Origin of the sequence: Novosphingobium aeonii, assembly GCF_052279045.1 — a bacterium.
Taxonomy (GTDB): Bacteria; Pseudomonadota; Alphaproteobacteria; order Sphingomonadales; family Sphingomonadaceae; genus Novosphingobium.
In genome coordinates this window covers 707496-731294 of the sequence record NZ_CP176833.1, presented here as the reverse complement: position 1 = coordinate 731294, position 23799 = coordinate 707496, and the positions used below count along the sequence as shown (strand labels likewise).

General features: G+C 67.2%; 20 protein-coding genes. 19 read left to right on the top strand and 1 reads right to left on the bottom strand.

Annotated features, from left to right (window positions below; all coding sequences use genetic code 11):
* Positions 1 to 62: 62 nt before the first annotated feature.
* The 19 genes from ACLIMP_RS18860 (at position 63) to ACLIMP_RS18770 (ending at position 21819) form a co-directional block, all read left to right on the top strand.
* Positions 63 to 1448: an EAL domain-containing protein gene (locus ACLIMP_RS18860; protein WP_324699494.1), complete on the top strand. Its 1386-nt coding sequence runs from the start codon at positions 63 to 65 to the stop codon at positions 1446 to 1448.
* Between the two features lie 295 nt (positions 1449 to 1743).
* Positions 1744 to 2034: a hypothetical protein gene (locus ACLIMP_RS18855; RefSeq protein ID WP_324699493.1), complete on the top strand. Its 291-nt coding sequence runs from the start codon at positions 1744 to 1746 to the stop codon at positions 2032 to 2034.
* A 109-nt stretch (positions 2035 to 2143) separates the two neighbouring features.
* Complete coding sequence (locus ACLIMP_RS18850; RefSeq protein WP_132468900.1) at positions 2144 to 3556, top strand: sugar transferase; 1413 nt, start codon at positions 2144 to 2146, stop codon at positions 3554 to 3556.
* 77 nt (positions 3557 to 3633) lie between these two features.
* Positions 3634 to 4899 (top strand): nucleotide sugar dehydrogenase, encoded by a 1266-nt coding sequence (locus ACLIMP_RS18845; protein ID WP_324699492.1) that lies wholly within the window; start codon positions 3634 to 3636, stop codon positions 4897 to 4899.
* A gap of 2 nt (positions 4900 to 4901) precedes the next feature.
* Entirely contained in the window at positions 4902 to 6227 is a 1326-nt protein-coding gene (locus ACLIMP_RS18840) for a glycosyltransferase (RefSeq protein ID WP_443478905.1), read from the top strand.
* Complete coding sequence (locus ACLIMP_RS18835; protein WP_324699491.1) at positions 6224 to 7573, top strand: hypothetical protein; 1350 nt, start codon at positions 6224 to 6226, stop codon at positions 7571 to 7573. The genes ACLIMP_RS18840 and ACLIMP_RS18835 overlap by 4 nt, the downstream gene beginning before the upstream one ends.
* On the top strand, positions 7570 to 8649 hold the full coding sequence (locus ACLIMP_RS18830; RefSeq protein ID WP_443478821.1) for an acyltransferase family protein: 1080 nt from the start codon (positions 7570 to 7572) through the stop codon (positions 8647 to 8649). Before ACLIMP_RS18835 ends, ACLIMP_RS18830 begins: the two co-directional genes overlap by 4 nt.
* Positions 8650 to 8708: 59 nt before the next feature.
* Complete coding sequence (locus ACLIMP_RS18825; RefSeq protein WP_185999555.1) at positions 8709 to 9416, top strand: polysaccharide biosynthesis/export family protein; 708 nt, start codon at positions 8709 to 8711, stop codon at positions 9414 to 9416.
* Between the two features lie 52 nt (positions 9417 to 9468).
* The gene (locus ACLIMP_RS18820; RefSeq protein WP_443478820.1) at positions 9469 to 11676 is read left to right on the top strand and encodes a GumC family protein; all 2208 of its coding nucleotides are present in this window, start codon (positions 9469 to 9471) and stop codon (positions 11674 to 11676) included.
* Entirely contained in the window at positions 11673 to 12833 is a 1161-nt protein-coding gene (locus ACLIMP_RS18815) for a hypothetical protein (RefSeq protein ID WP_324699488.1), read from the top strand. The genes ACLIMP_RS18820 and ACLIMP_RS18815 overlap by 4 nt, the downstream gene beginning before the upstream one ends.
* The gene (locus tag ACLIMP_RS18810) at positions 12830 to 14182 is read left to right on the top strand and encodes an O-antigen ligase family protein (RefSeq protein ID WP_324699487.1); all 1353 of its coding nucleotides are present in this window, start codon (positions 12830 to 12832) and stop codon (positions 14180 to 14182) included. The genes ACLIMP_RS18815 and ACLIMP_RS18810 overlap by 4 nt, the downstream gene beginning before the upstream one ends.
* Positions 14179 to 15975 carry a heparinase II/III family protein gene (locus ACLIMP_RS18805; RefSeq protein ID WP_443478819.1) on the top strand — a complete coding sequence of 599 codons (1797 nt, stop codon included), beginning with the start codon at positions 14179 to 14181 and terminating at the stop codon, positions 15973 to 15975. The genes ACLIMP_RS18810 and ACLIMP_RS18805 overlap by 4 nt, the downstream gene beginning before the upstream one ends.
* Positions 15972 to 16337 (top strand): hypothetical protein, encoded by a 366-nt coding sequence (locus tag ACLIMP_RS18800; protein ID WP_054435637.1) that lies wholly within the window; start codon positions 15972 to 15974, stop codon positions 16335 to 16337. Before ACLIMP_RS18805 ends, ACLIMP_RS18800 begins: the two co-directional genes overlap by 4 nt.
* Positions 16334 to 17392, top strand: coding sequence for a mannose-1-phosphate guanylyltransferase (locus ACLIMP_RS18795; RefSeq protein WP_324699485.1), 1059 nt, complete (start codon positions 16334 to 16336; stop codon positions 17390 to 17392). The genes ACLIMP_RS18800 and ACLIMP_RS18795 overlap by 4 nt, the downstream gene beginning before the upstream one ends.
* Positions 17389 to 17904, top strand: coding sequence for a hypothetical protein (locus ACLIMP_RS18790; protein WP_185999549.1), 516 nt, complete (start codon positions 17389 to 17391; stop codon positions 17902 to 17904). Before ACLIMP_RS18795 ends, ACLIMP_RS18790 begins: the two co-directional genes overlap by 4 nt.
* A 51-nt stretch (positions 17905 to 17955) precedes the next feature.
* Positions 17956 to 18969 carry a UDP-glucose 4-epimerase GalE gene (galE, locus tag ACLIMP_RS18785; protein WP_324699483.1) on the top strand — a complete coding sequence of 338 codons (1014 nt, stop codon included), beginning with the start codon at positions 17956 to 17958 and terminating at the stop codon, positions 18967 to 18969.
* Positions 18970 to 19012: 43 nt separating this feature from the next.
* Complete coding sequence (locus tag ACLIMP_RS18780; protein WP_324699482.1) at positions 19013 to 20251, top strand: lipopolysaccharide biosynthesis protein; 1239 nt, start codon at positions 19013 to 19015, stop codon at positions 20249 to 20251.
* Positions 20241 to 21158, top strand: coding sequence for a glycosyltransferase family 2 protein (locus ACLIMP_RS18775; RefSeq protein ID WP_443478818.1), 918 nt, complete (start codon positions 20241 to 20243; stop codon positions 21156 to 21158). The genes ACLIMP_RS18780 and ACLIMP_RS18775 overlap by 11 nt, the downstream gene beginning before the upstream one ends.
* A 64-nt stretch (positions 21159 to 21222) precedes the next feature.
* Complete coding sequence (locus tag ACLIMP_RS18770; RefSeq protein WP_324699480.1) at positions 21223 to 21819, top strand: LuxR C-terminal-related transcriptional regulator; 597 nt, start codon at positions 21223 to 21225, stop codon at positions 21817 to 21819.
* Between the two features lie 44 nt (positions 21820 to 21863).
* Here ACLIMP_RS18770 and ACLIMP_RS18765 read toward each other — a convergent pair whose 3' ends face one another.
* Entirely contained in the window at positions 21864 to 23798 is a 1935-nt protein-coding gene (locus ACLIMP_RS18765; protein ID WP_324699479.1) for an alpha-L-fucosidase, read from the bottom strand.
* Position 23799: the final 1 nt, after the last annotated feature.

Below are 23799 nucleotides of genomic sequence, written 5' to 3'. Positions count from 1 at the left end.
TTGGCTAAACCGTCTCAGACACGGCAGTTCCACTCGGAGTCTTGCTGATGTGGGGGTTGGCAATGGCTATTAACGCGGACAGACGAAGAACCGAGGGCACCAGGGCCGGCGCGGCTCACGTTGCCCGCCTGGCCAGATACCCTGACACGGCGCTCTTCTGGTTCCGCATTGGAAACTATCCGCATCTCGTGGCCGCCTATGGCCAGGAACTCGCTTCCGAGGCGGTGGCGACCGCTCATGACCATATCGCCCGGCTCGTTCAGGACAATGGCACCATGGAGACATGCCGCGCGGATATCCTGGAGGTCAGGATCAAGCGCGGCACCCGGCTCGGCGACACGATGACCCCTGAGACCGGCACGGCCTGGGCGGCGACGGTCTGCGAGGCGATCCCGCTGCTGGCCTTCGCCAGCAAGGCGGGGCCGATCCATGTCTGGGTTTCGGCCTGCTGGAGCATCTTCACCCCCGAAAGCGATTCCGGCGAAAGCGATTCCGGCGAAAGCGATTCCGGCGAAGACGATGCCAGCCCGGGCGATGTTTCGGAATGGATGTTTCCCTTCGTCGGCGCCCTTCCCGAGTATGGCGAGGAAGCCGAGCGTTACCGGGCCGACATGGCGATCGTCTCCCACGCCCTCACGGCGCTCAAGTCGATGCGGGACGGCACTGCCGGAAGCGGAGGCCTCCGCCCGTTCTGGCAGAAAGTGCGCTGCGCGGACTCGGGGGTGACCCGTTACTTCGAGGCGCTCGCCCGGCTATCCGACAGCAAAGGCCTGCCGGAACGCCCCGGGACCTACATCCTCTCTATGGAGCGGCTGGGCTTCGTGCGCCTGCTCGATCTCTTCATGGTCCGGCAGGTGATCGCCGAACTGGAACGCTCGGAGGACATCCAGATCGCGGTGAACCTGTCCGCCCTGAGCCTGAGCGACGATCCCTGGTGGGACGACATCCGTTCGACCCTGCGGCGCAACGGTCACATCGCCCGGCGCTTGCTGCTCGAAATCACCGAAACCGCATCTTTCCCGAAAGTCTCCGATGCCGTGCGGTTCGTCGATACGATGCGCCGCCTCGGTTGCGGCATCGTGCTTGACGATTTCGGCACGGGGTACGCTTCGGTCAGACAATTGCTGGCTTTCGCGCCCGACATCATCAAGATCGACAGCCTGTTCCTGCGCCGGGCCACCGCTTCGGAGCGTGGCCGCGCGATCTTCGTTTCCCTTGCTCAACTGGCCAAGTCGATCAGCGCTACCGTCGTCGCGGAAGGGGTCGAGACCTCCCAGCACCGGAATATCGCGCTGGAGGCGGGGGTGAACTGGCAGCAGGGCTACCTCTGGGGCCAGCCCTGCGGCTGCCGACCAAGACCTTACGTGGCGGACGGACTTCCGCAACCGCCGGAAACATCACGGGGCTGGCAGTGCGCGCCGGAACCTTCGCTGAGATTCGTCCAGTGAAGAGGCCGGCGTCCTGCGGGCGTCCAACTTCCTTCGGGTCGCCTCCGAAGGCCGAGAGGTGCGGCACCTTGTTTCGTGGGGGCGAACAACTGCCCGGCCGCACCTCTCCGTTCGCAATACCATATGAATTCACTCGTTAAATATCAGAATTTATCTCGATACATTTATATCGACACCATTTCAGATAACGAAAACACTTCGAAAAACGCATTTATTAAAATAAAAATGCAATAATTTTTCCCACCATACGGCAGATTATCTTGAGATGTATCTGCCACGGATTGGAGAATTTCACATGTCCGGATTTCGTCCGACTTATCTCATCGCGGGCATTGCCGCATTCGGCCTCGTGGCAGCAGCGCCTCCGGCGCCCGAGCGCGTGAAGCGCGCCAGCACCAGGATGGCCACGCAGACCGGCGCCGAAGGCCTGCCCGCTGCCGGCGGCGGCGGCGCTGCCGCCGCGGCGGGCGGAGGCTTCCTGCAAGGCTCGTGGCTATGGGCTCTGGGCGGCATCATTGCCGCAGGCGGCCTGACCGCGGTTGCCATCAGCAACTCCGACGATCCGCCCGCCAGCCCGGCGTCCTGATCCGCGCGCCGCCTCTGGGGGAGGCGGTTACATCCATTGAAGACACAGTCGCGCCGGACGGTATCGCCCGGCGATAGGGGGGCGTGTGCTCACTTCCGTTCAAAGTCCAATGCCTTTCATCGAGGCACCCGACAGCGGCGACCTGCCGCTGCGGGACGCCGTCGCCGCGCCTTATGGCAAGCCGCTCCGCTTCCTGCTGACCGGATGCCAGTTGCTGGCGGCCGACGGCGCCGGATTCCTGGCCGGCCATGCCCTGTTGCTGGCGTCCTGGCCCGCCGCCTGGGGAAACCTCCACGAACACGTCATGCTCATGCTGGCGGCCACCTATTTCCCAGTCGCCTGCTACGGCGGCAGTTTTTCGCCGGCGCTGGCCTCCAATGCCGTGCGCAGCGTGCAGCGGGCCTGGCTCGCCATCCTCGTGACGTTCCTGACGCTGCTGGTACTGGCCGCCCTGTTCGAGCGGACGACCGGCCGCATTTCGGAAACCCTCGCCTGCGCGGTCGGCGCTTCGGCCCTGACCATCGGTGTCGCACGGTTCGGGCTGGCCAGCCTGCTCGCGTCGCGCTGGTGGCGCGCGCGGTCGGGTCATGCCCGGACGATCGTGCTGCTGGACGACCAGTCGATGGCCACGGCCATGGCGATTTCCGACGGCATCATCGTCGACGTGAAGGCCCACGGGCTGCGCGCCGATCTCAATGACCCCGCCGCCCTTGCCCGTCTCGGCACGCTGGCGAACAACGCCGATCGCGTCGTCGTGGCCTGTGCCTCCGACAAGCGCGCCTTGTGGGTGGCGGCGCTGCGAGGCGCCAATGTTCCGGTGGAAGTGGTGGTGGACGAAGTCGGCGAACTGGCGCCGATGGGAGCCGGCCAGTTCGACGGACGCACCACGCTCAAGGTCGCGGCCGAACCGCTCTCGCTCGACCAGCGGATCACCAAGCGCGGGTTCGACATCCTGTTTGCCAGCGCGGCGCTGGTGGCCCTGTTGCCGCTGCTGCTGTTCACCGCCCTTGCCGTCAGGATCGACAGCGCCGGCCCGGTGATGTTCCGCCAGCCGCGCATCGGACGCGGCAACCGCACCTTCCTGATGCACAAGTTCCGCAGCATGAAGGTGGAGACCCAGGATCTCCACGGCAGCCAGCTGACGAGAGGTCGCGACGACGACCGGATCACCCGCGTCGGCCGCTTCATCCGCGCCACCAGCATCGACGAACTGCCGCAGCTGATAGACGTGCTTCTCGGCCACATGAGCATCGTCGGACCAAGGCCCCACGCGCTCGGCGCGAAGGCCGGGGACCAGCTCTACTGGGAAGTCGATGCGGCATACTGGCACCGCCACGCCGTCAAACCGGGACTGACCGGACTGGCGCAGGTGCGCGGTTTCCGCGGGACCACTTTCGTAGACACCGACCTCAGGAACCGGCTGGAATCGGATCTCGAATATGTCCGCAACTGGTCCCTTTCGGGCGACATCAGGATCGTCTGCCGGACCGTCATGGCGCTGAGCGGCAAGTCCGCCTTCTGACCAACACTTTCCCTTCTTGCATCTCCGCCGGGTGAAAGCCCGGCCGGACCGAACGCATACATACAGGAACTGGCGTAATGCATATTGCTGTTTTCGGAATGGGCTATGTCGGCCTTACTGCGGCCGCGTGCCTGGCACGATCGGGACACATGGTCAGCGGCGTCGAGGTCAACGAGGCCAAGGTCGCGGAGCTCAACGCCGGCGGCTGCCCGATCGCCGAACCGGGCCTTCACGAACTGCTGCGCGAAGGCCGTGAGCTGGGGCTCCTGTCCTATACCCAGAACGCCGGCGACCTCGTCAACGAATGCGACATGGCGATCGTCTGCGTGGGCACGCCGAGCGGACCCGACGGTTCGCACAACATGTCGTATATCGGCGAGGTCAGCCGCCAGATCGCCAGCGCGGTCACCACGAACCGGCCGCGTCCGCTGACCGTGGTATACCGCTCCACCATCCGGCCGGGCAGCCTGGAAACGCTGGTTCACCCTATCTTCGAGGCGGAACTGGGCGACCGCCTGCCGCAGGCCATCGAACTGGTCTACAACCCGGAATTCCTGCGCGAAGCGACCGCGATCGAGGACTATTTCCACCCGCCCAAGATCGTGATCGGCACCGTGGACGGCGCGCCCTCGGAAAACATGACGGCGCTTTACGACGGCATCGCCGCGCCCACCTTCGTCACCCGCTTCCGCGAAGCGGAATTCACCAAGTTCGTCGACAACACCTGGCACGCGGTGAAAGTGGCCTTCGCGAACGAGATCGGGCGAACGGCGGTAAAGCTCGGCATCAGCGCGCAGAGCGTTCACGAGATCTTCGTTTCCGACACCAAGCTGAACATCTCGCCCTACTACATGCGCCCGGGCGGCGCCTTCGGCGGCTCCTGCCTGCCCAAGGACGTGCGCGCGCTCCAGTATATCGCCGCCGATGTCGGCGCGCATACCGTCATGATCGATTCCGTCCTGCGGTCGAACGAGAGCCACAAGTACTTCCTGTTCCAGTACGTGCGGGAAAACGTGCCGGAAGGCGGCAAGGTGCTGATGGCGGGCCTTTCGTTCAAGGCGGACAGCGACGACTTGCGCGAAAGCGCCAATGTCGATCTTGCCCGCAAGCTGCTGGAATCCGGATATCAGCTTTCGGTCTACGACCCGACCCTGATCCCCTCCAAGCTGATCGGGCAGAACCTGGGCTATGCCTATAGCCAGTTGCCCGCGCTCAACCGCCTGTTCGTGCCGCGCGACGTGGCCGAGAGCGAGGAATGGGACCTGGCGATCGACACCATCGGCCTCATCGCCGACCTCAAGGTGAACGCGCGCAAGCATGTCAGCACCAACCGTCTGCCGTGACCATGGAGGCGCTTCCCAAAGTCATGGACTGCCCGCCGAGCGATCGCCCCCTGCGGATTGCGATCGTCTACAGCAGGCTGCCCTTCCCGATGATGCGCGGCGACCAGTTGACCGTCGCGCATCTCATCAGCTTTCTGGCCGCGCGCGGGCACGATGTGGACCTCTACACGCTCGACATGCAGGGGAAACTGTCGGGAACCCAGCGCGAGTGGCTGGAGCGCAATTGCCGCAAGCTTCGCATCTACCGGCACGGTCCGGTGCGGATCTTGCGAGGGCTGATCGCCGGGCTGTTCAGGCGGGAGCCCGCCCAGGTCGCGATGTTCCGCAACGAAGTGCTGGCACGCGAACTCGCCGCCGCCACGCGTTCGAACGCCTATGACGTGATCTACTGCTACTACATGCGCAGCGCCCACGCGGTGCTGCAGCCGCCCGCACGCCTCCATCGCAATGCCACCACCTTTCCGGCGACCTTCCTCGCGATGCAACTTTCGCAGTCGCTCAATACCCGCCGCATCCTCGAAAACGAACGCAACCCGGTGCGGCGCTGGCTCTACCGGATCGAGACGGCGCGCTGCGAGTGGTACGAGGCACGCGTCTGGCAGCGCTTCACCCGTTCCGTGCTGATCGGCCCGGCCGACGTGGCAAAGGTCAAGGCGGTCTGCGCCGCGCAGGGCCAGCCGGAGATCGACAACTGGGTCTACGGCGCTCACGGCACCGACCTCAGCCACTATCGCCCCGCCCGCCCGGACGAGATCGTGCCCGGCCGCGTCGTCTTCTCGGGATCGATGCTCTACCAGCCGAACGTGCAGGCGGTGCTGTGGTTCGTCGAGCATTGCTGGGCGCGTATCCGCGCCGCCGTTCCCGATGCCCGCCTCGTCATCCAGGGCCGCGATCCCACCGCGCCGATCCGCGAGCTCGACGGGCGTGACGGCATCAGCGTGACCGGGACGGTCAGCGACATGGGCATCAACATCCGATCTGCCAGCGTCTGCATCAATCCGATGCGGGCGGCGGGCGGAATGCAGAACAAGCTCATCGAATACATGGCCAGCGCCAAGGCGATCGTCGCCACCTCCATCGCCAACGAGGGCACCATGGCCCCGGGCGACGCGCTGCTGCTGGCGGACGAAGCGCCCGCCTTCGCCGATGCCGTGATCGGGATCCTCTCCGACCCGCGGCGCGGCGCCGCCCTCGGCGCGGCCGCCCGGCGCTACGTCGAGAGCAACTGGACCTGGGAATCCCATTTCCTCAAGCTTGAAAAAGCCATCTTCGAAAGCCTTGGCCTGCCTGCCGATCCGGTCGAGGAACGGGCAGCCGTACCGGCATGACCGACAGGCTTTACGTTGCCCCGCCGTTCGCCGCCGAAGACGGGGACGACATCATCAGCGCCAGCCTTCTCGCCGGCGCCGTCGTCCTGTGCTGCCTGCCCTACCTGGTGTTCGGCCCGATCGCCGCGCCTTCGCAGGTCCAGCCCTGGGCCGCGCTGCTGTGCTGGGCCTTCGTGCTGCACCGGGTGCTGACATCGTCGCTGCGCATCAACGGCTTCCAGCTGCTGGTGCTGGCCTTCGCGCTGTGGTTCATGCTCTACGTCAATGACCCGGGCAACGTTGGGCTCGACTATTACCTGCGCCGGTCGGCAAGCTTCGTCATCTGCTGGGCCATCATCGTGGCCGCGCCCTACGTCTCGCCGATCCTGCTGTGGCGCGTGCTCACGATCACCCTGCCGCTGTGGAGCGGCTTTGCGGTGCTGGGGTTCGTCAGCAAGGGCCTGTACCTGGCGATTACCAAGCCGCTGGTTCCCACGGCGCAGGGCGTGGCCGGCGGGCGCGGGGCGACCGGGCTCGCCCCCGAGGCCACCGACTTCGGCTTCACCATGGCCTTCATGGTGCTGCTGGCGCTGATAACCCGCAAGGTCCTGTCGGACCGCGGATACAAGGTGCCTGCCTGGCCCATCGGCCTTGCCTTGTTCAATGTCGCGCTGTCCCAGTCCGGTTCGGGCTTCTTCGCCGTGATCGTGCTTGGCAGCCTGTTCTACCTGACGCGGGAAGGCGCGGGCAGCCGGGCCGATATCCGGGGCGCCGTGGCCTTTCGCCTGCTCGCCGCAGGCGGCGTGGCGGCGGCGCTCGTGCTGACCATCGGCATGGCGCCCGAAACGGGCGTGCGCGGGCTCGATCTGGTCATCCTGTCGCTGCGCTCGCCCTCGGGCCTGCTCAACACCACCTTGTCCTACCGCATCGTCCACAATGCCGTGGGCATCCTCGGCATGATCGATTCCCGGCTGATGGGCTACGGCGCGGGCTCCTTCCTCAAGGTCGGCGCGCAGCTCTACGCGCAGTACGATCTCGGCAGGTTCTTCGGCCTGACCGGCTATTACGCGGCTTCGGTCCCGCTGAGCTTCACCGGATCGCCGGTCGCCTATTTTCCGGTGCTGTTCCTGGAATACGGCCTGGCCGGGCTGGCTTTCGTGCTCCTGCTCTTCAGGACCGTGAGCCTTTCGGCCCTGCCTTACGTGCCGCTTGCCCTGGCGATGATGTTCATGACCTGGGTGCAGAGCTTCCCGGCCGCCTATCCGCCTTTCTGGCTGCTGATCGGGCTCGCGCTCAATCCCGGATTCCGTACCGGCAACCGCAGCGCCCTGCCCGCCGTGCCGGCCCACCGGGAGATGGCAGCATGACCGCGCATACCAACCAGACCCATGCCCGCTTCGGCTACGTCAGCGGGCTCGACGGGCTGCGCCTCGTTGCCGTGGCGATCGTGATCGCCGCCCATTACCAGCTGGTGCCCTATATCCCCGGCGGCTTCGGGGTTTCGATCTTCTTCTTCATCAGCGGGTTCCTGATTACCCGGCTCATGCTTGCCGAGGAGAAGACATACGGACAGATCGCGCTTGGCCGGTTCTATGTCCGGCGCTTCATCAGGCTGCTGCCGCCGCTCGCGCTCATGGGGATCGTCGGAGTGCCCCTGCTGGCGCTGACGGACCCGGCCGGCTTCTCCTGGAGCCAGGTCCTGCTCTCGTTCTCGTACCTCGGCAACGTGCACAAGATAGGCTCCCGCCTGCTGGGCTGGAATGCCGGTTACGACGCGCTCGAACCGCTCTGGAGCCTTGCGGTGGAGGAGCATTTCTACCTGCTGCTTCCCCCCGTGCTCCTGCTGGTACGGGGCAGCGCGGGCCGGATCCGCATGATCTCGGCGGTGCTGGCAGGCGCACTGGTGCTGCGGATGCTAATGTGGGCTGCCACGCCCCGGTTCGCGGACGACATCAACTACAACTTCACCCTGACCCGCATCGACGCGATCGGCTGGGGCGTGCTGCTCACCCTCCTGCTCGACGGGGGCCGGATCGGGCAGGCATGGATCGAACGCCATGGCGCCGTGCTGCTCTGGGGCGGGGCGCTGGCGATGCTGCTCTCGCTGGTCCACTGGTCCGGGTTCTACGAGACGGCCTTCAAGTACACGCCGCAAAGCATCGCCATCGGCGCGGCTTTCTGCGGTGCGATCTTCCCGGCGCGTAACGCCTGGGTCCGCCGGATCGCCGAACTGCCGCCCATCCGCTACCTCGGAAAGACCAGCTACGAACTCTACCTCTGGCACTATCCGGTCTATTCCCTGGCCGAGCGGTTCGTCGTCTCTCCGCACTTGCGCGCGGTGCTCTCGCTTGCAGCGACCATCGCGATCTCGTCGCTGGCCTACAGCCTGACGACCAGACGGCTCGCGCCCCTGCGAAAGCGGTTCGGAGGCCATCCCGTGTGATGCCCGCCCGGTTCGAACGGAACGCCCCCTCGACACCCCTTCAATCCAGGACAGCGAACGTGACACCCCTTTTCCCGCGGCCCCACCGAATTTCCGGCGTGCTTGGCTGCGCCGTGCTGGCTTCGCTCCTCGCAAGCTGCGCGCGCCCCGACCTGCCGCGTGACGAGGCGGCCTACCAGGTCATCCCCGCCGTTTCCCCCGAAAGCGGGCGCGACTACATCCTCGGCCCTTCCGACGTCATCAGCCTCACCGTGCTGAACGAACCAGACCTCAGCCTCAAGGATGTCCAGATCACCACCGGCGGCAACATCTCGCTGCCGCTGATCGGACAAGTGAGGGCCAGCGGCTTCACCACGGACGGGCTTGCGTCAGACATCGCCGCCCGGCTCGGCCAGCGCATGCTTCGCAATCCCGACGTTTCCGTCAATCTCACCACGGCGGTGTCGCAGAAGGTGGTGGTGGAAGGCTCCGTGACCAAGCCGGGTATCTACCCCGTGCAGGGCAGGACCACGCTGCTGGGCGCGATCGCGATGGCCGAAGGGACCAGCCGCATCTCCGCGCTTGGCGAAATCGTCATACTGCGCACGGTCGACGGCAAGGCCATGGGCGCGGTCTTCGACGTGGGCATGATCCGCAGAGGCGAACTGCCCGATCCCGAAATCCTTGGCGGGGACACCGTGGTCGTCGGCTTCTCGTCGCTCAAGGCGGCCTGGCGCGACATCCTGACGACGGCGCCGCTCGTCGCCGTGTTCCGGGCCTACCGATGAGCCATCCCGCCGCCGCCCCCTGCCGCCCTGCCCTGACCGGATATGCCCGCTGATGCCGAACCTTTCCCATTCCCCCCTGCCGGCCCACGGCGATCACGCCGCGCCGGATTCCTGGCTTTTCGCCGGGTCGCAGATCGATCTTGAGGGGCTGAGGGCAGCGCTGGTCCGCCATCGCTGGCTGGTCCTGCTGATCTGCGGCGCGGGCCTGTTGCTGGGTCTGACCGTCACCGTGCTGACCGTGCCGACCTACCGCGCCGAATCCAGCATCCAGATCGACCAGCAGGCATCGCGCGTGCTGGACGCACCCGATATCGAGCCGGTGCAGGCCGTCCAGGACGCCGACCGCTTCCTCCAGACCCAGACCGAGATCCTGCGCAGCCGCGCCCTGGCGATCCGGGTTGCCGAAACGCTGGGCCTGTTCGGCGGCAACGGCTTCCTGGAGGCCATGCACGTCAAGCCGCTGTCAGGCGCGATGGGCACGCTCGGCGCCGGGGAGGCGCACCGCGAGCAGGTGATCGCCGTGCTGCGCGACAACCTGTCGATCACCCTGCCAGACGGTTCGCGCGTGGCCCGCATCGCATTCGACAGTCCGGACCCGGCGATGGCCGCCAAGGTCGCCAATGCCTTCGCCAATACGATGATCTCCAGCAACCTCAGCCGCCGGTTCGACACCTCGGTCTATGCCCGCCAGTTCCTGCGCGAGCAGCTCGAACAGGCCAAGGAACGGCTTGAGGAATCCGAACGCAGCATGGTCGGCTATGCCCGCTCCAGCGGCATCATCGACACGGACGCCATCCGCGAGGCGGGAAGCGCCGCCAGCGGCGCGCCGTCCCTCGTCGCATCGAGCCTGATCGAATCGAACGATGCCCTGTCCCAGGCCCGCTCGCGCCGGATCGACGCCGAACAGCTCTGGACCACCACCCGTTCCGCCCCGCTGATGAGCCTGCCCGAAGTGCTCTCCAATCCGGCGATCCAGACGATGATGGAACGCCGCGCGGAACTGGAGGGAAGCTACGCCGAACAAAGCCAGCGCCGCCAGAACGACCATCCCGACCTCATCCGCCTGCGCAGCGAGATCGCCGCGCTCAACCAGCGCATCGCCCATCTCGCCGAAGATATCCGCAGTTCGATCCGCAACCGCTTCCGCGCCGCCGAGCTTCAGGAACAGCAGATGCAGGGCGAGGTCGAACGGCTGCGCAACGCGACGCTGAGCGAGCAGGACCGGTCGATCCGCTACACCATCCTGCGCCGCGAAGTGCGGACCAATCGCGAACTTTACGACGGGCTGCTCCAGCGCTTCAAGGAAGTGAGCGCGGCGGCGGGCGTTTCGGCCAACAACATCTCGATCGTCGATCTCGCCTCGACGCCGGTTCGCCCGGTGGCGCCCAATCTCCCCGTCAATCTCGGCCTTTCGCTGCTGGCCGCCTTCGTCGCCGCGATCGGCGTGATCTACTTGCGCGAAAACCTAGACGACATGCTGCGCACGGTGGACGATGCCGAGCGCAAGCTGGGCGTCACCGGGCTCGGCATGGTCCCGCGCCTCGACGCGGGCGTGACTTTCCGCGACGAAGTGGAAAAGCGCAATTCCAGCTTGTCGGAGGCGATCCACACGATCCGTTCGGCCATCGAGCTTGCAGGCGGAAACGGGCCGCCGCGCACCGTCTTCATCACCAGTTGCGGCAAGGGCGAAGGCAAGACCAGCACCGCCTATGCCCTCGCGCGGGACTTTGCGCAGATCGGCCGCCGCGTGCTCCTGGTAGACGCCGACATGCGCCGCCCCTCGATGCACAAGCTGCTCTCTTTCGAGAACAACGCGGGGCTAGCGGACCTCCTCAATCGCGAAAAGGCCATCGAGGACGTGGTGCGCCGCACCGCCATCGCCGACCTCCATTTCATCTCGGCCGGCGCCGCGGAGCCCAATCCCGCCGAACTGCTGGCATCCGGCACCCTTCCCTGGCTGATCGGCCAGCTGGAGGAGATGTACGATATCGTCATCATCGACGGACCGCCCATGCTGGGCCTCGCCGATGCGCCGAGCATCGCCGTCCATGTCGAGGCGACGCTGTTCGTCATCGATGCGGGCCAGACGCGCCGCAAGACGATCCGCTCGGCCCTGCGCCGCCTGCGGCTCAGCCGGGCGACGCTGCGCGGGGTCATTCTCAATCGCGTCGATGTCCGCACGCTCGGCTACGGCTACGAGTCCTACTATCGCTACGATGAGGAAGCGCGCCGTCCGCGCTCTTGGCTGGGACGGCGATGACCCCTGCCCACGCATCCTTCATTCACGCGGGCAGGCCGCTGCTGGCACTGGGCGCGGCGCTTGCCGGGGCCGTGCTGGTCGTCCAGGCCAACCTCGACCGGCTGCGCCCTGCCTCTGCGGCGGCCACGGAAACGTCGCTGGCGGACAGGCTGGCGGAGCGGCCCTATGACGCGGCCGCGCTGCGGGAACTGGCGCTGCTTCGCCAGCGCACGGGCAAGGGGCCGGAAGCGCTGGTGCTGGCGCGCCTTGGCGGCGAGCTGGGCTGGCGCGACAGCCGGACCCAGACGATGCTGATCGCCGACGAAGTCCGCCGGGGAGACGAAACGCAGGCGATCCGGCGCATCGATGCGCTGCTGCGGCGCAAGCCGGCGCTGGAACCGCTGCTGCTGCCCGTGCTTCACCGCGCCGCCACCGACGCGCGCGGCCGCGACGCCCTGCTGGACCGTCTCGCCGCCGCGCCGTCCTGGCAGGACGGCTTCTTCCGGCAGCTCGGCACCCTGCCGCCGGAACTGGAAACGGCGCACGAACAGCTGCTGGCGCAGTGGCTGCAAGGCCCGGCGCCGCACCGACGGGACGACCTGATCGCCTATGTGAAAGTTCTGGTGGATCGCCGGGAATACCGCCGCGCCAGAACCTTGTGGATCGCCCATGCGGGAACCGGCGATACGCCGGTGCTGGATCCCGCGTTCGCGCAGCTCGATCCCGCCGCCCCTTCCGGCAGTGCCGCCCCCTTCGCCTGGAGCGCGCAGCGCGTGCCGGGCGCCGAACTCGAAATGGTGGCGGGCAGCGGCGGCAAGGCTCCGCGCAGGCTTTCCGTCACCGCCGGGCAATCCGCCTTCGGCACTTTGCTGAGCCAGCATATCGTGCTGGCGCCGGGCCGCTACAGCATCGACGCGCTCATGCCGTCCAGCGCCGCCTTCCGGCGCGGCGCGCTGCACTGGACCGTGGACTGCCTGCCCCGCGGCCCCTCGATCGCGATGGTCGGCACCGCGGCGGCAGGGCGCTGGCGTCAGTCCTTCGCGGTGCCGCAGTCCGGCTGCACCGCGCAAGTGCTCTCTCTCGCCGCCCGCCGAACGGACGATCCGGCGCCGAGCCACGCCAGCATCGAACGCGTCCTCATCACCCCGTCCCCGGACGGCCCGGAGGACCGGTCATGACATCGCCGGACCTGCTTGCGGGCAGCCATCGCGGCCTTACGGGCGCGGCGCTGCTCCTGATCCTGGCCGTTCTGGCGGGCGGCGGCGGCAGCGGCCATGCCGTGGCGGAAATCGCCATCGAACTGGCCTCCATCGCCGTGGCCGCATGGCTTCTGGCCAGCCCGCTGCCGATGCGCGGGCGCGGCGCGCTGGTGCCGCTGGCGCTTCTGGCCGCATGGGCCGGGCTTGCGGCTCTCCAGCTGGTGCCGCTGCCGGCGCCGGTCTGGCGGGCGATGCCGGGACGCGAACTCGCCGCCGCCATCGCCGATCATGTCGGCGCCGGACAAGCCGCGCATCCGCTCAGCCTGGACCCGGCCGCCACCCGCCGCGCGCTGGCCGCGCTCCTGCCCGCAGCCGCGATGCTGCTGGCGGTTGCCCACATGGACCTGCGCGAACGCCTTGCCCTGAGCGCCGTCGCCATCGGATGCGCGCTCGCCAGCCTCCTGCTGGGCGTGATGCAACTGCTTTCGGCGGGCCAGTGGGGAACGCTCTATCCCGAAGGGCATCTTGGCTATGCCACCGGCCTGTTCGCCAACCGCAACCACCAGGCCAGCTTCCTGCTGGTCGCCGTGGCGCTGGCCTGCACATTTGCCGCGCGCAAGGCTTCGGGTTCGATCCTGGCCCTGCTGCTCATGGCGAGCCTTGCCGCCGGTGTGATCGCCACGACATCGCGTGCGGGCCTGCTCCTGCTGCCAGTCAGCCTGCTGCCGCTGGCGGCCTCGATCCCCGCGCGGCGCCTCAGGTGGTTGGCCGTGCTGCCGCTGGTTGCGGCAGGCGCATACGCGCTTGCCATGAACAACGCGATGGTCCGCATCGTCATGGACCGCATCCGCAACGGAAACATGGAGCGACTGTCGTTCTGGCAGGACAGCGGGACCGCGATCGCGCGCTTCTGGCCGTTCGGCTCCGGCTACGGCACTTTCGCCGGCGTGTTCCAGACGGTGGAGCCGCTCGAACATGTCGGGACGCACTACGTCAACCACGCGCATAACGACCTGCTCGAAATCATGCTCGAAGGCGGCATGCCGGCAACCCTGCTTTTCGCGGCCGGGATCGCATGGTGGCTGCGCAGAGGGGTCTCGGCCCTGCGCGAAACCGGCTCCGCCCGGCGGCTCGGGATCGCGGCCTGGACCGGGATCCTCGTCCTCCTGCTCCATTCGCTGGTCGATTACCCGGTCCGCATGCTCCCGGTGGAACTGGTTGCGGCGATGCTCGCAGGCTTCCTCGTACCGCCCGCCCCCCCTGCTCAGCCCGCGCGCCGACGCCTTGGCCCGCCCCACTCCTCGATCCAGCAAGCGACAGTTCGATGATGTCCCGCCAACTGCTTTCGGCCCTGCGCCGGGTTCCCCTTCCGGTTCTGGTCCACCAGATCCGCCGCAAGGCGCGCGACCGCTTCGCCGCCCTCGCACCCGGCGCCTATGGCCGCGCGATGGAGCGCCGCGCATCCCGCTTTCCCGCGCTTGCAGGCGCAAAGCAGGCCACGGTTCCGGTCGCGCTGGCAGCCTTCATCGGCCGCTATTACCGTGCGGACCGCACCGCCTGCGACGATGCCGCGCGCGGCGCTTTCGAACTGATGGGCACAAGGGTCGATTTCGGCAGCATCGCCGCCATAGACTGGCGGCACCGGCTGGAGAGCGAGAACGACCATAATCTCTGGCGCATGAAACTGTGCCAGCTCGAAATATTGCACAGCCTGCTGGCCGGAGGCCGCGAGGCCGACGAGCCGACGATTCACGCGCTGCTGGACAGTTTCGAAAGCGCGGCCGGGTTCGATCTTGCTGCCCCGTTCCGGACGATCTGGTCTCCCTACGGCGCATCCCACCGCATTCTCGCCGTGCTGAGCGGCCTCGTCCTCGCATCCGCGCAGGGGTGCACCGATCCCGAACTGCGCGCGCGTATCAGCCGTTTCCTGCACCGGGACGCGGCCTTCGTCCGCGCCAATGTGGAACACGACCTGCGCAACAACCACACCGAGCGCAACCTTGCCGCGCTGTGCCTCTATGGCATGGCCTGCCGGGGCTACAGCCCGGCGCAGGCAAGGCGGCTCGACCGGGAAGTCAGCGCGATCGTCATGCAGACGATCCTCGCGGACGGCATGCAGATCGAACGTTCGGCCATGTACCAGGGCCTCAGCGTCATGGCTCTGCACATCTTCGCAGCCTCCGATTTCCTGAGCGAAGCGACCCGCGCCCTTGCCGCCGAGCGCGCCAAGGCGGCGGAACGGGCCTGGCGGATGCTGTCCCACCGCGACGGGGACATTGCCCTGTTCAATGACAGCTGGCTGGGCGAGACCCCCACCGCACGGGACATCCTCGGGCCCGAGGATCCGGCCCGCGCGCTGTCGGGCCGCCTTCCCAACGCGGGCTATGCGCGCCTGACGGCCGGCGCGATCGACGTCTGGATGGACGCCGGACCGATCGGCCCCGGCTGGAACCCCGGCCACGGCCATGCCGATTTCCTCGCCGTCGAAGTCGACGTCGAAGGCGAGCGGCTGTTCGTCGATCCGGGCACATCCCAATACTCGACCGGCCCGCGCCGGACTCACGAACGGTCGGCCGCCAGCCACAACGGTCCCTGCTTCGAGGGCGCCGAGCCGGTCGAGTACCTCGGCTGCTTCAAGGTCGGCCGCCTCGCCGCCGCCGAAGCGATCGCGCCGGACGACCTGCGCGACTGTCCCGGCGAGGCGGTGGGAGGCCGCCTGACGACGGCAGCAGGGACCGTCAGGCGCATCGTCTCGGCCTTTGCCGAAGGCGGCGTGGTGATCGCGGACAGTTGGGCGGGACGAAAAGGAGAAGCCCGCGCACGCTTCCTGATCCCGGCGGAATGGCAACTGGCCCCCAGGGGAGACACGCTCATCCGCCTGACCAAAGGCGGCACCGAAGTCTGGCTGGATGCGCTCGAAGGGCATTTCCGGCTTGCGGAAAGCGACAGTTGGTGCCGCCGCTACATGGCGCCCGAGCCTGCCCATGTCCTCGATCTCGTGCCCGCCGCCGGAGGGGACAGGTACACCTCGGCCCTGCGCCTTTCGCAAAAGCCGCCGGGAACCGCGGACCGGATCGAAATCCTCGCCGGACCAGGCACGTTCTTCAGGAGCGCCCCGTGATCGCCGGTATCGCCATGGCCTGGTCGGCCGCAAAGGTCTGGCTGGAACGCGGCACCGGGATCGCCCCGGACGCGCTTCATGCCTTTGCGGGCGTCCTGCTTTTCGCCGCCATCCACCTGCTGGTCAGGCCTGCCTCGCTGCGCATGGCATGGCTGGGCGTGTTCATCGCCGAATGCCTCAACGAGGCGCTCGACATGGCGCGCCCCGCCGGTGCCGAAAGCGACTGGCGGTCCTCGCTCCATGACCTTCTCATCACGATGTTTCTGCCGACGATCCTGCTTGTCCTGTGGCCCGCGCTGACGCGGGCGGCGGCGAGACAGGCACCGGACGACGCCGCAAGCAAGGAAAGTGCCCTGCCATGACTAAAGCGCGCAAGATCATACCCGTCATCCTTTCCGGTGGCTCTGGCACCCGGCTCTGGCCGCTTTCCCGCCCCGACCGGCCCAAGCAGTTCCTGCCGCTGCTTTCGGAACGCACGATGCTGCAGATGACGGCGGACTACGTGCGCGACCGCAGTGTCTTCGCGCCGCCCATCGTCATCGGCGGCGCGGCCTTCGGGGCCGAGACGGTGCAGCAGATGAACGATGCCGGCGTGCAGGATTTCCGCGTCGTGCTGGAACCCCAGGCCCGCAATACCGCCCCCGCCATCGCCCTGGCCGCCGCGATGGCCGAACGGGGCGACGACCTGCTGCTGATCATGCCCAGCGATCACGCCATCCGCCGCCCGGAAGCGCTGATGGCGCATATCGCGCAGGCCGCGCCGCTGGCCCGCGAAGGCTGGCTCTGCACTTTCGGGATCGAGCCGGATTCCCCTCATACCGGCTACGGCTACATCCGCGCCGCCGAACCGCTCGCAGCCGGTGTCTGGCAGGTCGGCAGCTTCGTCGAGAAACCCGATCCGGCGCGGGCACGGGCGATGCTGGAGGAAGGCGGCTATCACTGGAACGCGGGCATCTTCCTGTTCCGCGCCGATGCGATCATGGCCGCTCTCGACACGCACCAGCCCGCCGTGGCCGCCAGCGTCCGGGACGCCATGGCCGGCGCCGACCGCACGGCCCAGACCGTGCATCCCCTGCCCGCAGCCTTTGCGGCAAGCCCTTCGATCTCGATCGACCACGGGGTGCTCGAACATCATGACCGGGTGGCCGTAGTGCCCGCCGCGCTGGGCTGGTCGGACGTGGGAAGCTGGGACGCGCTCTACGACGTGCTCGACCGCGACGATCAGGGCAACAACGCACGCGGCCCGGTATTCTGGCGCGATGCCCGCGACTGCCTGGTGCAAAGCGACGGGCAGCGCGTTGCCCTGCTGGGCGTGCAGGACCTGATCGTCGTCGTCTCGGGAGACGATATCCTGGTGATGTCGCGCGGACGGTCGCAGGAAGTCCGGGATCTGGGCACGGCGGTACAGGACGCATGATCCCCTCGGCCCTCGAACGCCGCGGCACGCCGGGAAACGGCGCCTTCCCGGCAAAGCCGCGATTTGAGTGCGAGTTCGGCCCGGACCTCGCCTCGAAACGCCATGCACTGGCCCATTCGCTGCTCGAACTGGCCGACCAGAACCTCGCGCAGGCGCGGCTGATGAAGTCGGTGGCGCTGGACCTGATGTACCACGGCGCGGCCGGAGAGGCGCGCCGCCTCGGCTCGCTGGAGGTGGACGAGATCCGCCAGCGCCTCGACCTGCGCTACCGGGGAAGCGCCATGCTCCTGATCGAGCTGCTCGCGACACCGGGCTGCCCGCGCGGGGACCATGAACTGGCGTCCATCGTCTGCCTGCGCAAGCACAGCGTATCGGCCCTGCGCGTCTTCGTTCACGACCTGCGGACCGCGCTGGCGCGGGCCGGTTACCGGGACGTGATCAAGTGCAAGATGCGGCGAGGCTACTTCCTCACCCCCGACCATGCCCCGCAGGTCCTTGCCCTGGTGGGCTGACCGCCGGGCACTCCCCACAAGACACGACATTCATACAAAGGCAGTCCAATCATGCGTTCAATCACGGAAAAGCCCGCCGTACTGGTGACGGGCGGAGCCGGATACATAGGCAGCCACGCGGTCCTCGCGCTGCGCGATGCCGGATGGCCGGTCGTGGTGATAGACAATCTCTCCACCGGCTTTCGCTGGGCGGTCCCGCAGGACGTTCCCTTCGTCCAGGGCGACATCGCCGACCAGCCGCTGGTCGAGGCGGCGATGCGGGAGCACGGGATCGGCGCGGTGATGCACTTCGCCGGGTCGGTCGTCGTGCCGGAATCGGTCCGCGATCCGCTGGGCTACTATCGCAACAACACCGTCCGCAGCCGCGCGCTGATCGAAAGCGCCGTTACGTGCGGGGTGCGCCATTTCATCTTCTCCTCCACCGCGGCGGTCTACGGAATCCCCGAAATCGTGCCGATCGTGGAGGACTCCGGCAAGTCGCCGATCAATCCCTACGGTATGTCCAAGCTGATGACCGAACAGATGCTGCGCGATGTCGCTGCCGCTCATCCGATGAACTTCTGCGCCCTGCGTTACTTCAACGTCGCCGGGGCAGACCCTGAAAACCGGGCCGGGCAATCGACGCTGGGCGCCACCCATCTCATCAAGGTCGCCGTCGAAGCGGCACTGGGCAAGCGCGAGGCGGTGTCGGTCTACGGGACCGACTTCGACACGCCAGACGGCACCGGAGTGCGCGACTATATCCATGTGTCGGACCTTGCCGACGCGCACGTCCTCGCGCTTGGCGCGCTGATCGCCGATCCGGCGGCCAGCCACACCTTCAATTGCGGCTACGGGCGCGGCTTCTCGGTGCTGGAAGTGCTCGATGCGGTGGACCGCGTGACCAACCGCCCGATAGTTCGCCGCCTCGAAGGGCGCAGGGCGGGCGATCCCAACGCCCTCGTGGCGGACAACGGCAGGATCACCGCCGCCCTGCCCTGGCGCCCCGCGCACGAGGACCTCGACACGATCGTGCGCCATGCGCTGGCCTGGGAACGGCATCTGGCGGAGCGCACCGCACCATGACCGCCCCCGGCTCCTTCGCCCGCCATCGCCGGGCCTGCGCGCCATGAGGCTCGCGTCCACTTTCGTGCTGCACGGCTTCCAGATCGGATATCCCGCGTTCATCACCTGGCTGGCCGCCGCGATGGCCAGCCAGGTGATCGGGTCCGAAGTGGTGTTCTACCTCGGCGCGGGCTCGCTCGTGCTGGTGGGGCTGGAATACGGTTTCCGGTACTCCGGCGCCCGCGAAATCTCGCTGGCGCTGGAGAACCCCGCGCGGATCGCCGAAGTCATCGGCGCGATCATGCTCGTCCAGACCGGGTTCTTCTTCGCCGCGCTGCTCGCCGCCTTCGTCGCGATCGGCATTGCCGGACCTTCGATCGGCGTGGCCACGGCGCTGTGCGTGCTGGTGTTCATGGTGCTGAACGGGATCATCCCCACCTGGATCTTCATCGCACTGTCGCTGCAGAGGGAGTTCCTGCTGCTGACCGCGCCGGTGCGGCTGGCGGGACTGGGCGTGGCGCTGGTGGCTTACCATTTCCACAGCATCGACGGCCTGTTCCTGTCCCAGTGCGGCGCGATCCTGGCGATCCATCTCTCGGGCCTGCTGCTCTTGCACCGCAAGGGCTACTTCGCGCTGAGCTTCAGGCCGAAACTGGCCGCATCGCTCCTGCGCGAAGGGCGGGACATCTTCGTGATGAAGCTCGGCGTGTTTTCCTACACCAGCGCCGGCGTGCTGATCCTGGGCATCGTCCAGTCTCCCGAGATCGTCGGCGCGTTCGGCCTGTGCCAGCGGCTGGTGACGGCGATGCAGCAGGGCTCGGCACCGCTGTTCATGACCGCCTATCCGCTGAGCGTGCGCTATGCCTCGGGCGAGCGGGAGCTGGCCACCCGGCTGCTGCGCCTGAACGGCACGGCCCTGCTCTTTTCTGTGGGGATGTCGCTGGTCATCGCACTGGGCGGACCGGCGCTGCTGACCGCCATCGGGCTCGACCATTATGAGGGCATCACCCGCTGCATCCTCATCATGGCGCCGCTGCCCGCGCTGGTCGGCCTTTCCACCCTGCTCGTCAACAATGCGGTACTGGCGGCCAAGCGCGACACCATCGTGCGGCAGGTAACCCTTACCACCGGCGCGATCGGCATTCCCGCCTATTTCGCGATGACCCGCCTGATGGGCCTGTTCGGCGCCGCGGCAACCCTGACGATCATCGAGGCCTGCGTTGCGCTCGCCTACCTCACCATCTGCATCCGCGAGAATCTGCTGTCCTCGCTCTTCTATTGGAGAAGCGCCCATGAAAGTTAGCATCGTTACCCCGACACTCGCCCTGGACGATTTCCTCGCGGAAGCCAGGCAGTCCGTCGCGCGGCAGGATTCCGGCATAGAGATAGAGCACCTGATCGTGGTGGACGACAGGCAGGCCGTGCTGCCGGCCGACGACAGGCACGGCAATGTCGCCACCCTGTTCCTGCACAATGCCCAGGAAAAGGGACCGGGCGGGGCAAGGAACACCGCGCTGGACCGGGCCACCGGCGACTTCGTGTTCTTCCTCGATGCCGATGACGTGTGGGACCCCGATCACCTGCGCCGCGCGGTCGGCGTCTACCAGGGCAATCCGCAGGTGGACTGCATCTCCATCGCCGGGCTGAGCTTCGGGCAAAGCGTCAGGCATGTCCGCATGACCATCCCGGACCTGCCCCAGGGCATCATTCCGCGCCATTCCGTCGCCTGGAACCCGATCGGCGGCCCGACCGGGTTCAGCTACCGCCGCAGCGCGAAGACCGCCGCCGTCCGCTTCAAGGATGCGCTCTATTTCGCGGATATCATCTTCTACCTCGAACTGCTCCATCTCGGCGCGACCTTCTGGCGCGAGAACAGCGTGCGCTACTGGTACCGGCGCTCTCCCGGACAGCTCATCTCGATCGCGCCGATCGACAAGATCCGCGCTTCGGAAGCGCGCGTTCACCAGGAGATCGCCGCATGGAAGGATTCCGGCCTGTCTGCGCGCGAAGCCCGGCTCGCCTCGGTGCAGATCCGGCGCCTCAGCGCCAACCGGCAACGGCGGCCGTCCTACCGCAACACGCTGCTTCTCGCCGCCATCGCCCCGCGTTGGGCCGCCTCGCAGGTCATGCGGCAGGTGAAGAACATGAGGATCAGGCGCACCGCGCCCCGGCGGCCGGACGCCGCGCCCGGCCTCCCGGCGGCCGAATGAACCACCGGCCATCGCGCAGCGACCAGAACCGGCAATCCATCAATATCATTCACGGAACAGGGACATGAACGACACGCTGAACATCATACTCATCGACGATGACAACGAACGCAAGAAATACGTCACCTCGATCCTCAAGCAGGTCGACGATATTTTTAATATTCAATATTCGTGCGAATTCACCGATCTTTCGGCGCGTCACCCCACGATCGCTCTTATTGGCGACAACGACAACGTGCTGGACGATTTCCTCGTGAAATCGATCAATGCCCAGCGCATTCCCGTCGTGATATACAGCCTCGTCGTCAATGTGCGGCGGATCGTGGAACTGATATCGAAAGGCGCGGCCGATTACGTGATCCCGACCAAGGACATGGCGGAACTGCGCGATATCCTCACCCGGGCGGCAAGCACGGCCGATGTGCCGGGGCGTTATCACCCGCGCGAATCCGCCGCCGCCTCGCTGATCTCGCGCCTGACCAAGCGCGAACACGAAGTGCTGATCGGCGTGGCGAAAGGCCAGTCGAACCGCCTCATCGGCAAGGAACTGTCGATCAGCCCGAGGACGGTCGAGATCCACCGCGCCAACATGATCGCCAGGCTCGGCGCCAAGAACACGATGGAGGCGATCCGCATCGCCATCGAGGCGGGCAAGGCCTGAAAACGGCGCTTCGGCGCCGCCCCCCAGCCCTGCCTGCGCCGAATTCAGGTCCTTCCGGTAAAGGCGCCCAGCCCCGCGATGGCGAGCATCCCGGCGGGAAGCGCCGTGGCCTCGAAGGTCAGGCGCAGATAGCGTGCCTTTACCGGAGCGGCGAAGGCGATGCGCTGGGTGGCGAGCGCATAAGCGATGTTCCCGAATTCCCCTGCCGCACTGCGCTTCCAGGTCTTGCCGTCAAGGCTGGTCTCGGCGACGTAGCCCCGGGGCGGCGCGGAATCGGCCATGACCTGCCGGGACGGCGTCAGCGTGAAACCCCCCAGCGCTTCGGCCCGGCCAAGGTCCACCGTCACGCGCGCGGGTTTGCCCGGCTGGGGGGCGGGCTGCTTCCAGATCGTCGCCGCATCATTGTCCAGCAGCCGTTCCGCGCCCGGCGCGCTGGCGGCAACGATGGTCCACTTGGTGGAATCCAGCACGCTGGGATCGGTCGAGACGATCGCCGGCACATCGACAGGCGCCACCGAGGCGAACAGCGCGAATTCCGAGATCGCCGGCGCCGCGCTGCCTTCGAGGACGACCAGCCGCACCCGGCGCGGCGCGATCGGCTGCGGCAGGCGGATGATGCGCTGCGCGCCGATGCATTCCTTCTCGGCAAGGCGCTGCCACTGGCCGTCGATCTCCGCTTCCACCGCGAAGCGGGTCACGCGGATACCCAGCGGCAGGTATTCGCGCAGGCGCACCACGTCGAAGCGCGTGCCCGGCGCGAGGTCGAGCGTCAATGTGGGGGTCAGCACGGCGTCGGGCGCGGACCAGTAGGTCTCGCGCTGGCCGTCCAGCACCTGGGCGGGCACGAAGCGGCCCCCGCGCGAGGCGCTGGCATGGGCGACGCTGCCCTGCGCCAGATCCTTCGCGAAGGTCGCGCGGATCGCATCGCCGAACGACTTGAGGATCTTCACGTCCTGATCGGCGATCCGGCCGCGCCGGTCAGGCGGCAGGTTCAGGTTGAGATTGGTGCCCCGGCCCACGGATTCGTCGTAGAGGCGGATCAGGCGCGCCGGGCTCTTGACCTTGGAATCCTCGTCGGCGTGATAGAACCAGCCGGGCCGGATCGAAACGTCGGTTTCCGCCGGCCACCAGATCTCGCCCCCGCGCAGGCCCGCATTGCCCACATCCTGCTCATAGGGAACGTTCGGCATCGTCGGCCAGCAGGGATCGCCCGCCACGCCGTCCTCATTGCCGACCCAGCGCACATCGGCGCCAAGCGGATCGAACGTGCAGGCATCGGGCTGAAGTTCGTGGACCAGCTTTACGATCGAGGGCCAGTTGTAATACTTCGGCGCATCGATCTTGCGCGCCTCGCGCGCGCCGCCGTAGTAACCGTCACCGCCGTTGGCGCCGTCGAACCAGACTTCGAACAGCTTGCCGTAGCGGGTGCACAGTTCGGTCAACTGCTTGCGGTAATAGTCGATATAGGCCGGGCGGCCGTACTCCGCGTGGTTGCGGTCCCACGGCGAGAGATAGAGGCCGAACAGCATGTCCGCCTGGCGGCACGCCTCCGACATTTCCGCAACGATATCGCCCTTGCCCGCCTTGTAGGGGCTGTTGCGGATCGAATGCTCGGTAAGCTGGGTCTGCCAGAGGCAGAAGCCGTCATGGTGCTTGGCGGTCAGGATGACGCCGCGCATTCCCGCAACCTTGGCCGCCGCAACGATCTGGTCGGCATTGAAATCTGTCGGGTTGAACCACTTGGGGTCCTCGTCGCCGTAGCCCCATTCCTTGTCGGTGAAGGTGTTCATGGCGAAGTGCACGAAAGCGTACATTTCGTGCGCGTGCCAGTTCCACTGCCGCGCCGAGGGAACCGCGCCCGAGGGCAGCGGCGCGGCGGCATCACCGGCGGCGCGGCGCGCGGCCTGCGCGGCGTCGGCGCCAAGCGCAGTCGCCGCGACGGCGGAAGTGGCGAGGAAACGGCGGCGGGAAAAGTCCATC

What these genes read in the sequence shown, in the direction of transcription:
- ACLIMP_RS18860 (WP_324699494.1), top strand. Translation starts at nt 63, where the DNA reads ATGGCTATTAACGCGGACAGACGAAGAACCGAGGGCACCAGGGCCGGC.
- ACLIMP_RS18855 (WP_324699493.1), top strand. Translation starts at nt 1,744, where the DNA reads ATGTCCGGATTTCGTCCGACTTATCTCATCGCGGGCATTGCCGCATTC.
- ACLIMP_RS18850 (WP_132468900.1), top strand. Translation starts at nt 2,144, where the DNA reads ATGCCTTTCATCGAGGCACCCGACAGCGGCGACCTGCCGCTGCGGGAC.
- ACLIMP_RS18845 (WP_324699492.1), top strand. Translation starts at nt 3,634, where the DNA reads ATGCATATTGCTGTTTTCGGAATGGGCTATGTCGGCCTTACTGCGGCC.
- ACLIMP_RS18840 (WP_443478905.1), top strand. Translation starts at nt 4,902, where the DNA reads ATGGAGGCGCTTCCCAAAGTCATGGACTGCCCGCCGAGCGATCGCCCC.
- ACLIMP_RS18835 (WP_324699491.1), top strand. Translation starts at nt 6,224, where the DNA reads ATGACCGACAGGCTTTACGTTGCCCCGCCGTTCGCCGCCGAAGACGGG.
- ACLIMP_RS18830 (WP_443478821.1), top strand. Translation starts at nt 7,570, where the DNA reads ATGACCGCGCATACCAACCAGACCCATGCCCGCTTCGGCTACGTCAGC.
- ACLIMP_RS18820 (WP_443478820.1), top strand. Translation starts at nt 9,469, where the DNA reads ATGCCGAACCTTTCCCATTCCCCCCTGCCGGCCCACGGCGATCACGCC.
- ACLIMP_RS18815 (WP_324699488.1), top strand. Translation starts at nt 11,673, where the DNA reads ATGACCCCTGCCCACGCATCCTTCATTCACGCGGGCAGGCCGCTGCTG.
- ACLIMP_RS18810 (WP_324699487.1), top strand. Translation starts at nt 12,830, where the DNA reads ATGACATCGCCGGACCTGCTTGCGGGCAGCCATCGCGGCCTTACGGGC.
- ACLIMP_RS18805 (WP_443478819.1), top strand. Translation starts at nt 14,179, where the DNA reads ATGATGTCCCGCCAACTGCTTTCGGCCCTGCGCCGGGTTCCCCTTCCG.
- ACLIMP_RS18795 (WP_324699485.1), top strand. Translation starts at nt 16,334, where the DNA reads ATGACTAAAGCGCGCAAGATCATACCCGTCATCCTTTCCGGTGGCTCT.
- ACLIMP_RS18790 (WP_185999549.1), top strand. Translation starts at nt 17,389, where the DNA reads ATGATCCCCTCGGCCCTCGAACGCCGCGGCACGCCGGGAAACGGCGCC.
- galE (WP_324699483.1), top strand. Translation starts at nt 17,956, where the DNA reads ATGCGTTCAATCACGGAAAAGCCCGCCGTACTGGTGACGGGCGGAGCC.
- ACLIMP_RS18780 (WP_324699482.1), top strand. Translation starts at nt 19,013, where the DNA reads ATGAGGCTCGCGTCCACTTTCGTGCTGCACGGCTTCCAGATCGGATAT.
- ACLIMP_RS18775 (WP_443478818.1), top strand. Translation starts at nt 20,241, where the DNA reads ATGAAAGTTAGCATCGTTACCCCGACACTCGCCCTGGACGATTTCCTC.
- ACLIMP_RS18770 (WP_324699480.1), top strand. Translation starts at nt 21,223, where the DNA reads ATGAACGACACGCTGAACATCATACTCATCGACGATGACAACGAACGC.
- ACLIMP_RS18765 (WP_324699479.1), bottom strand. Translation starts at nt 23,798, where the DNA reads ATGGACTTTTCCCGCCGCCGTTTCCTCGCCACTTCCGCCGTCGCGGCG.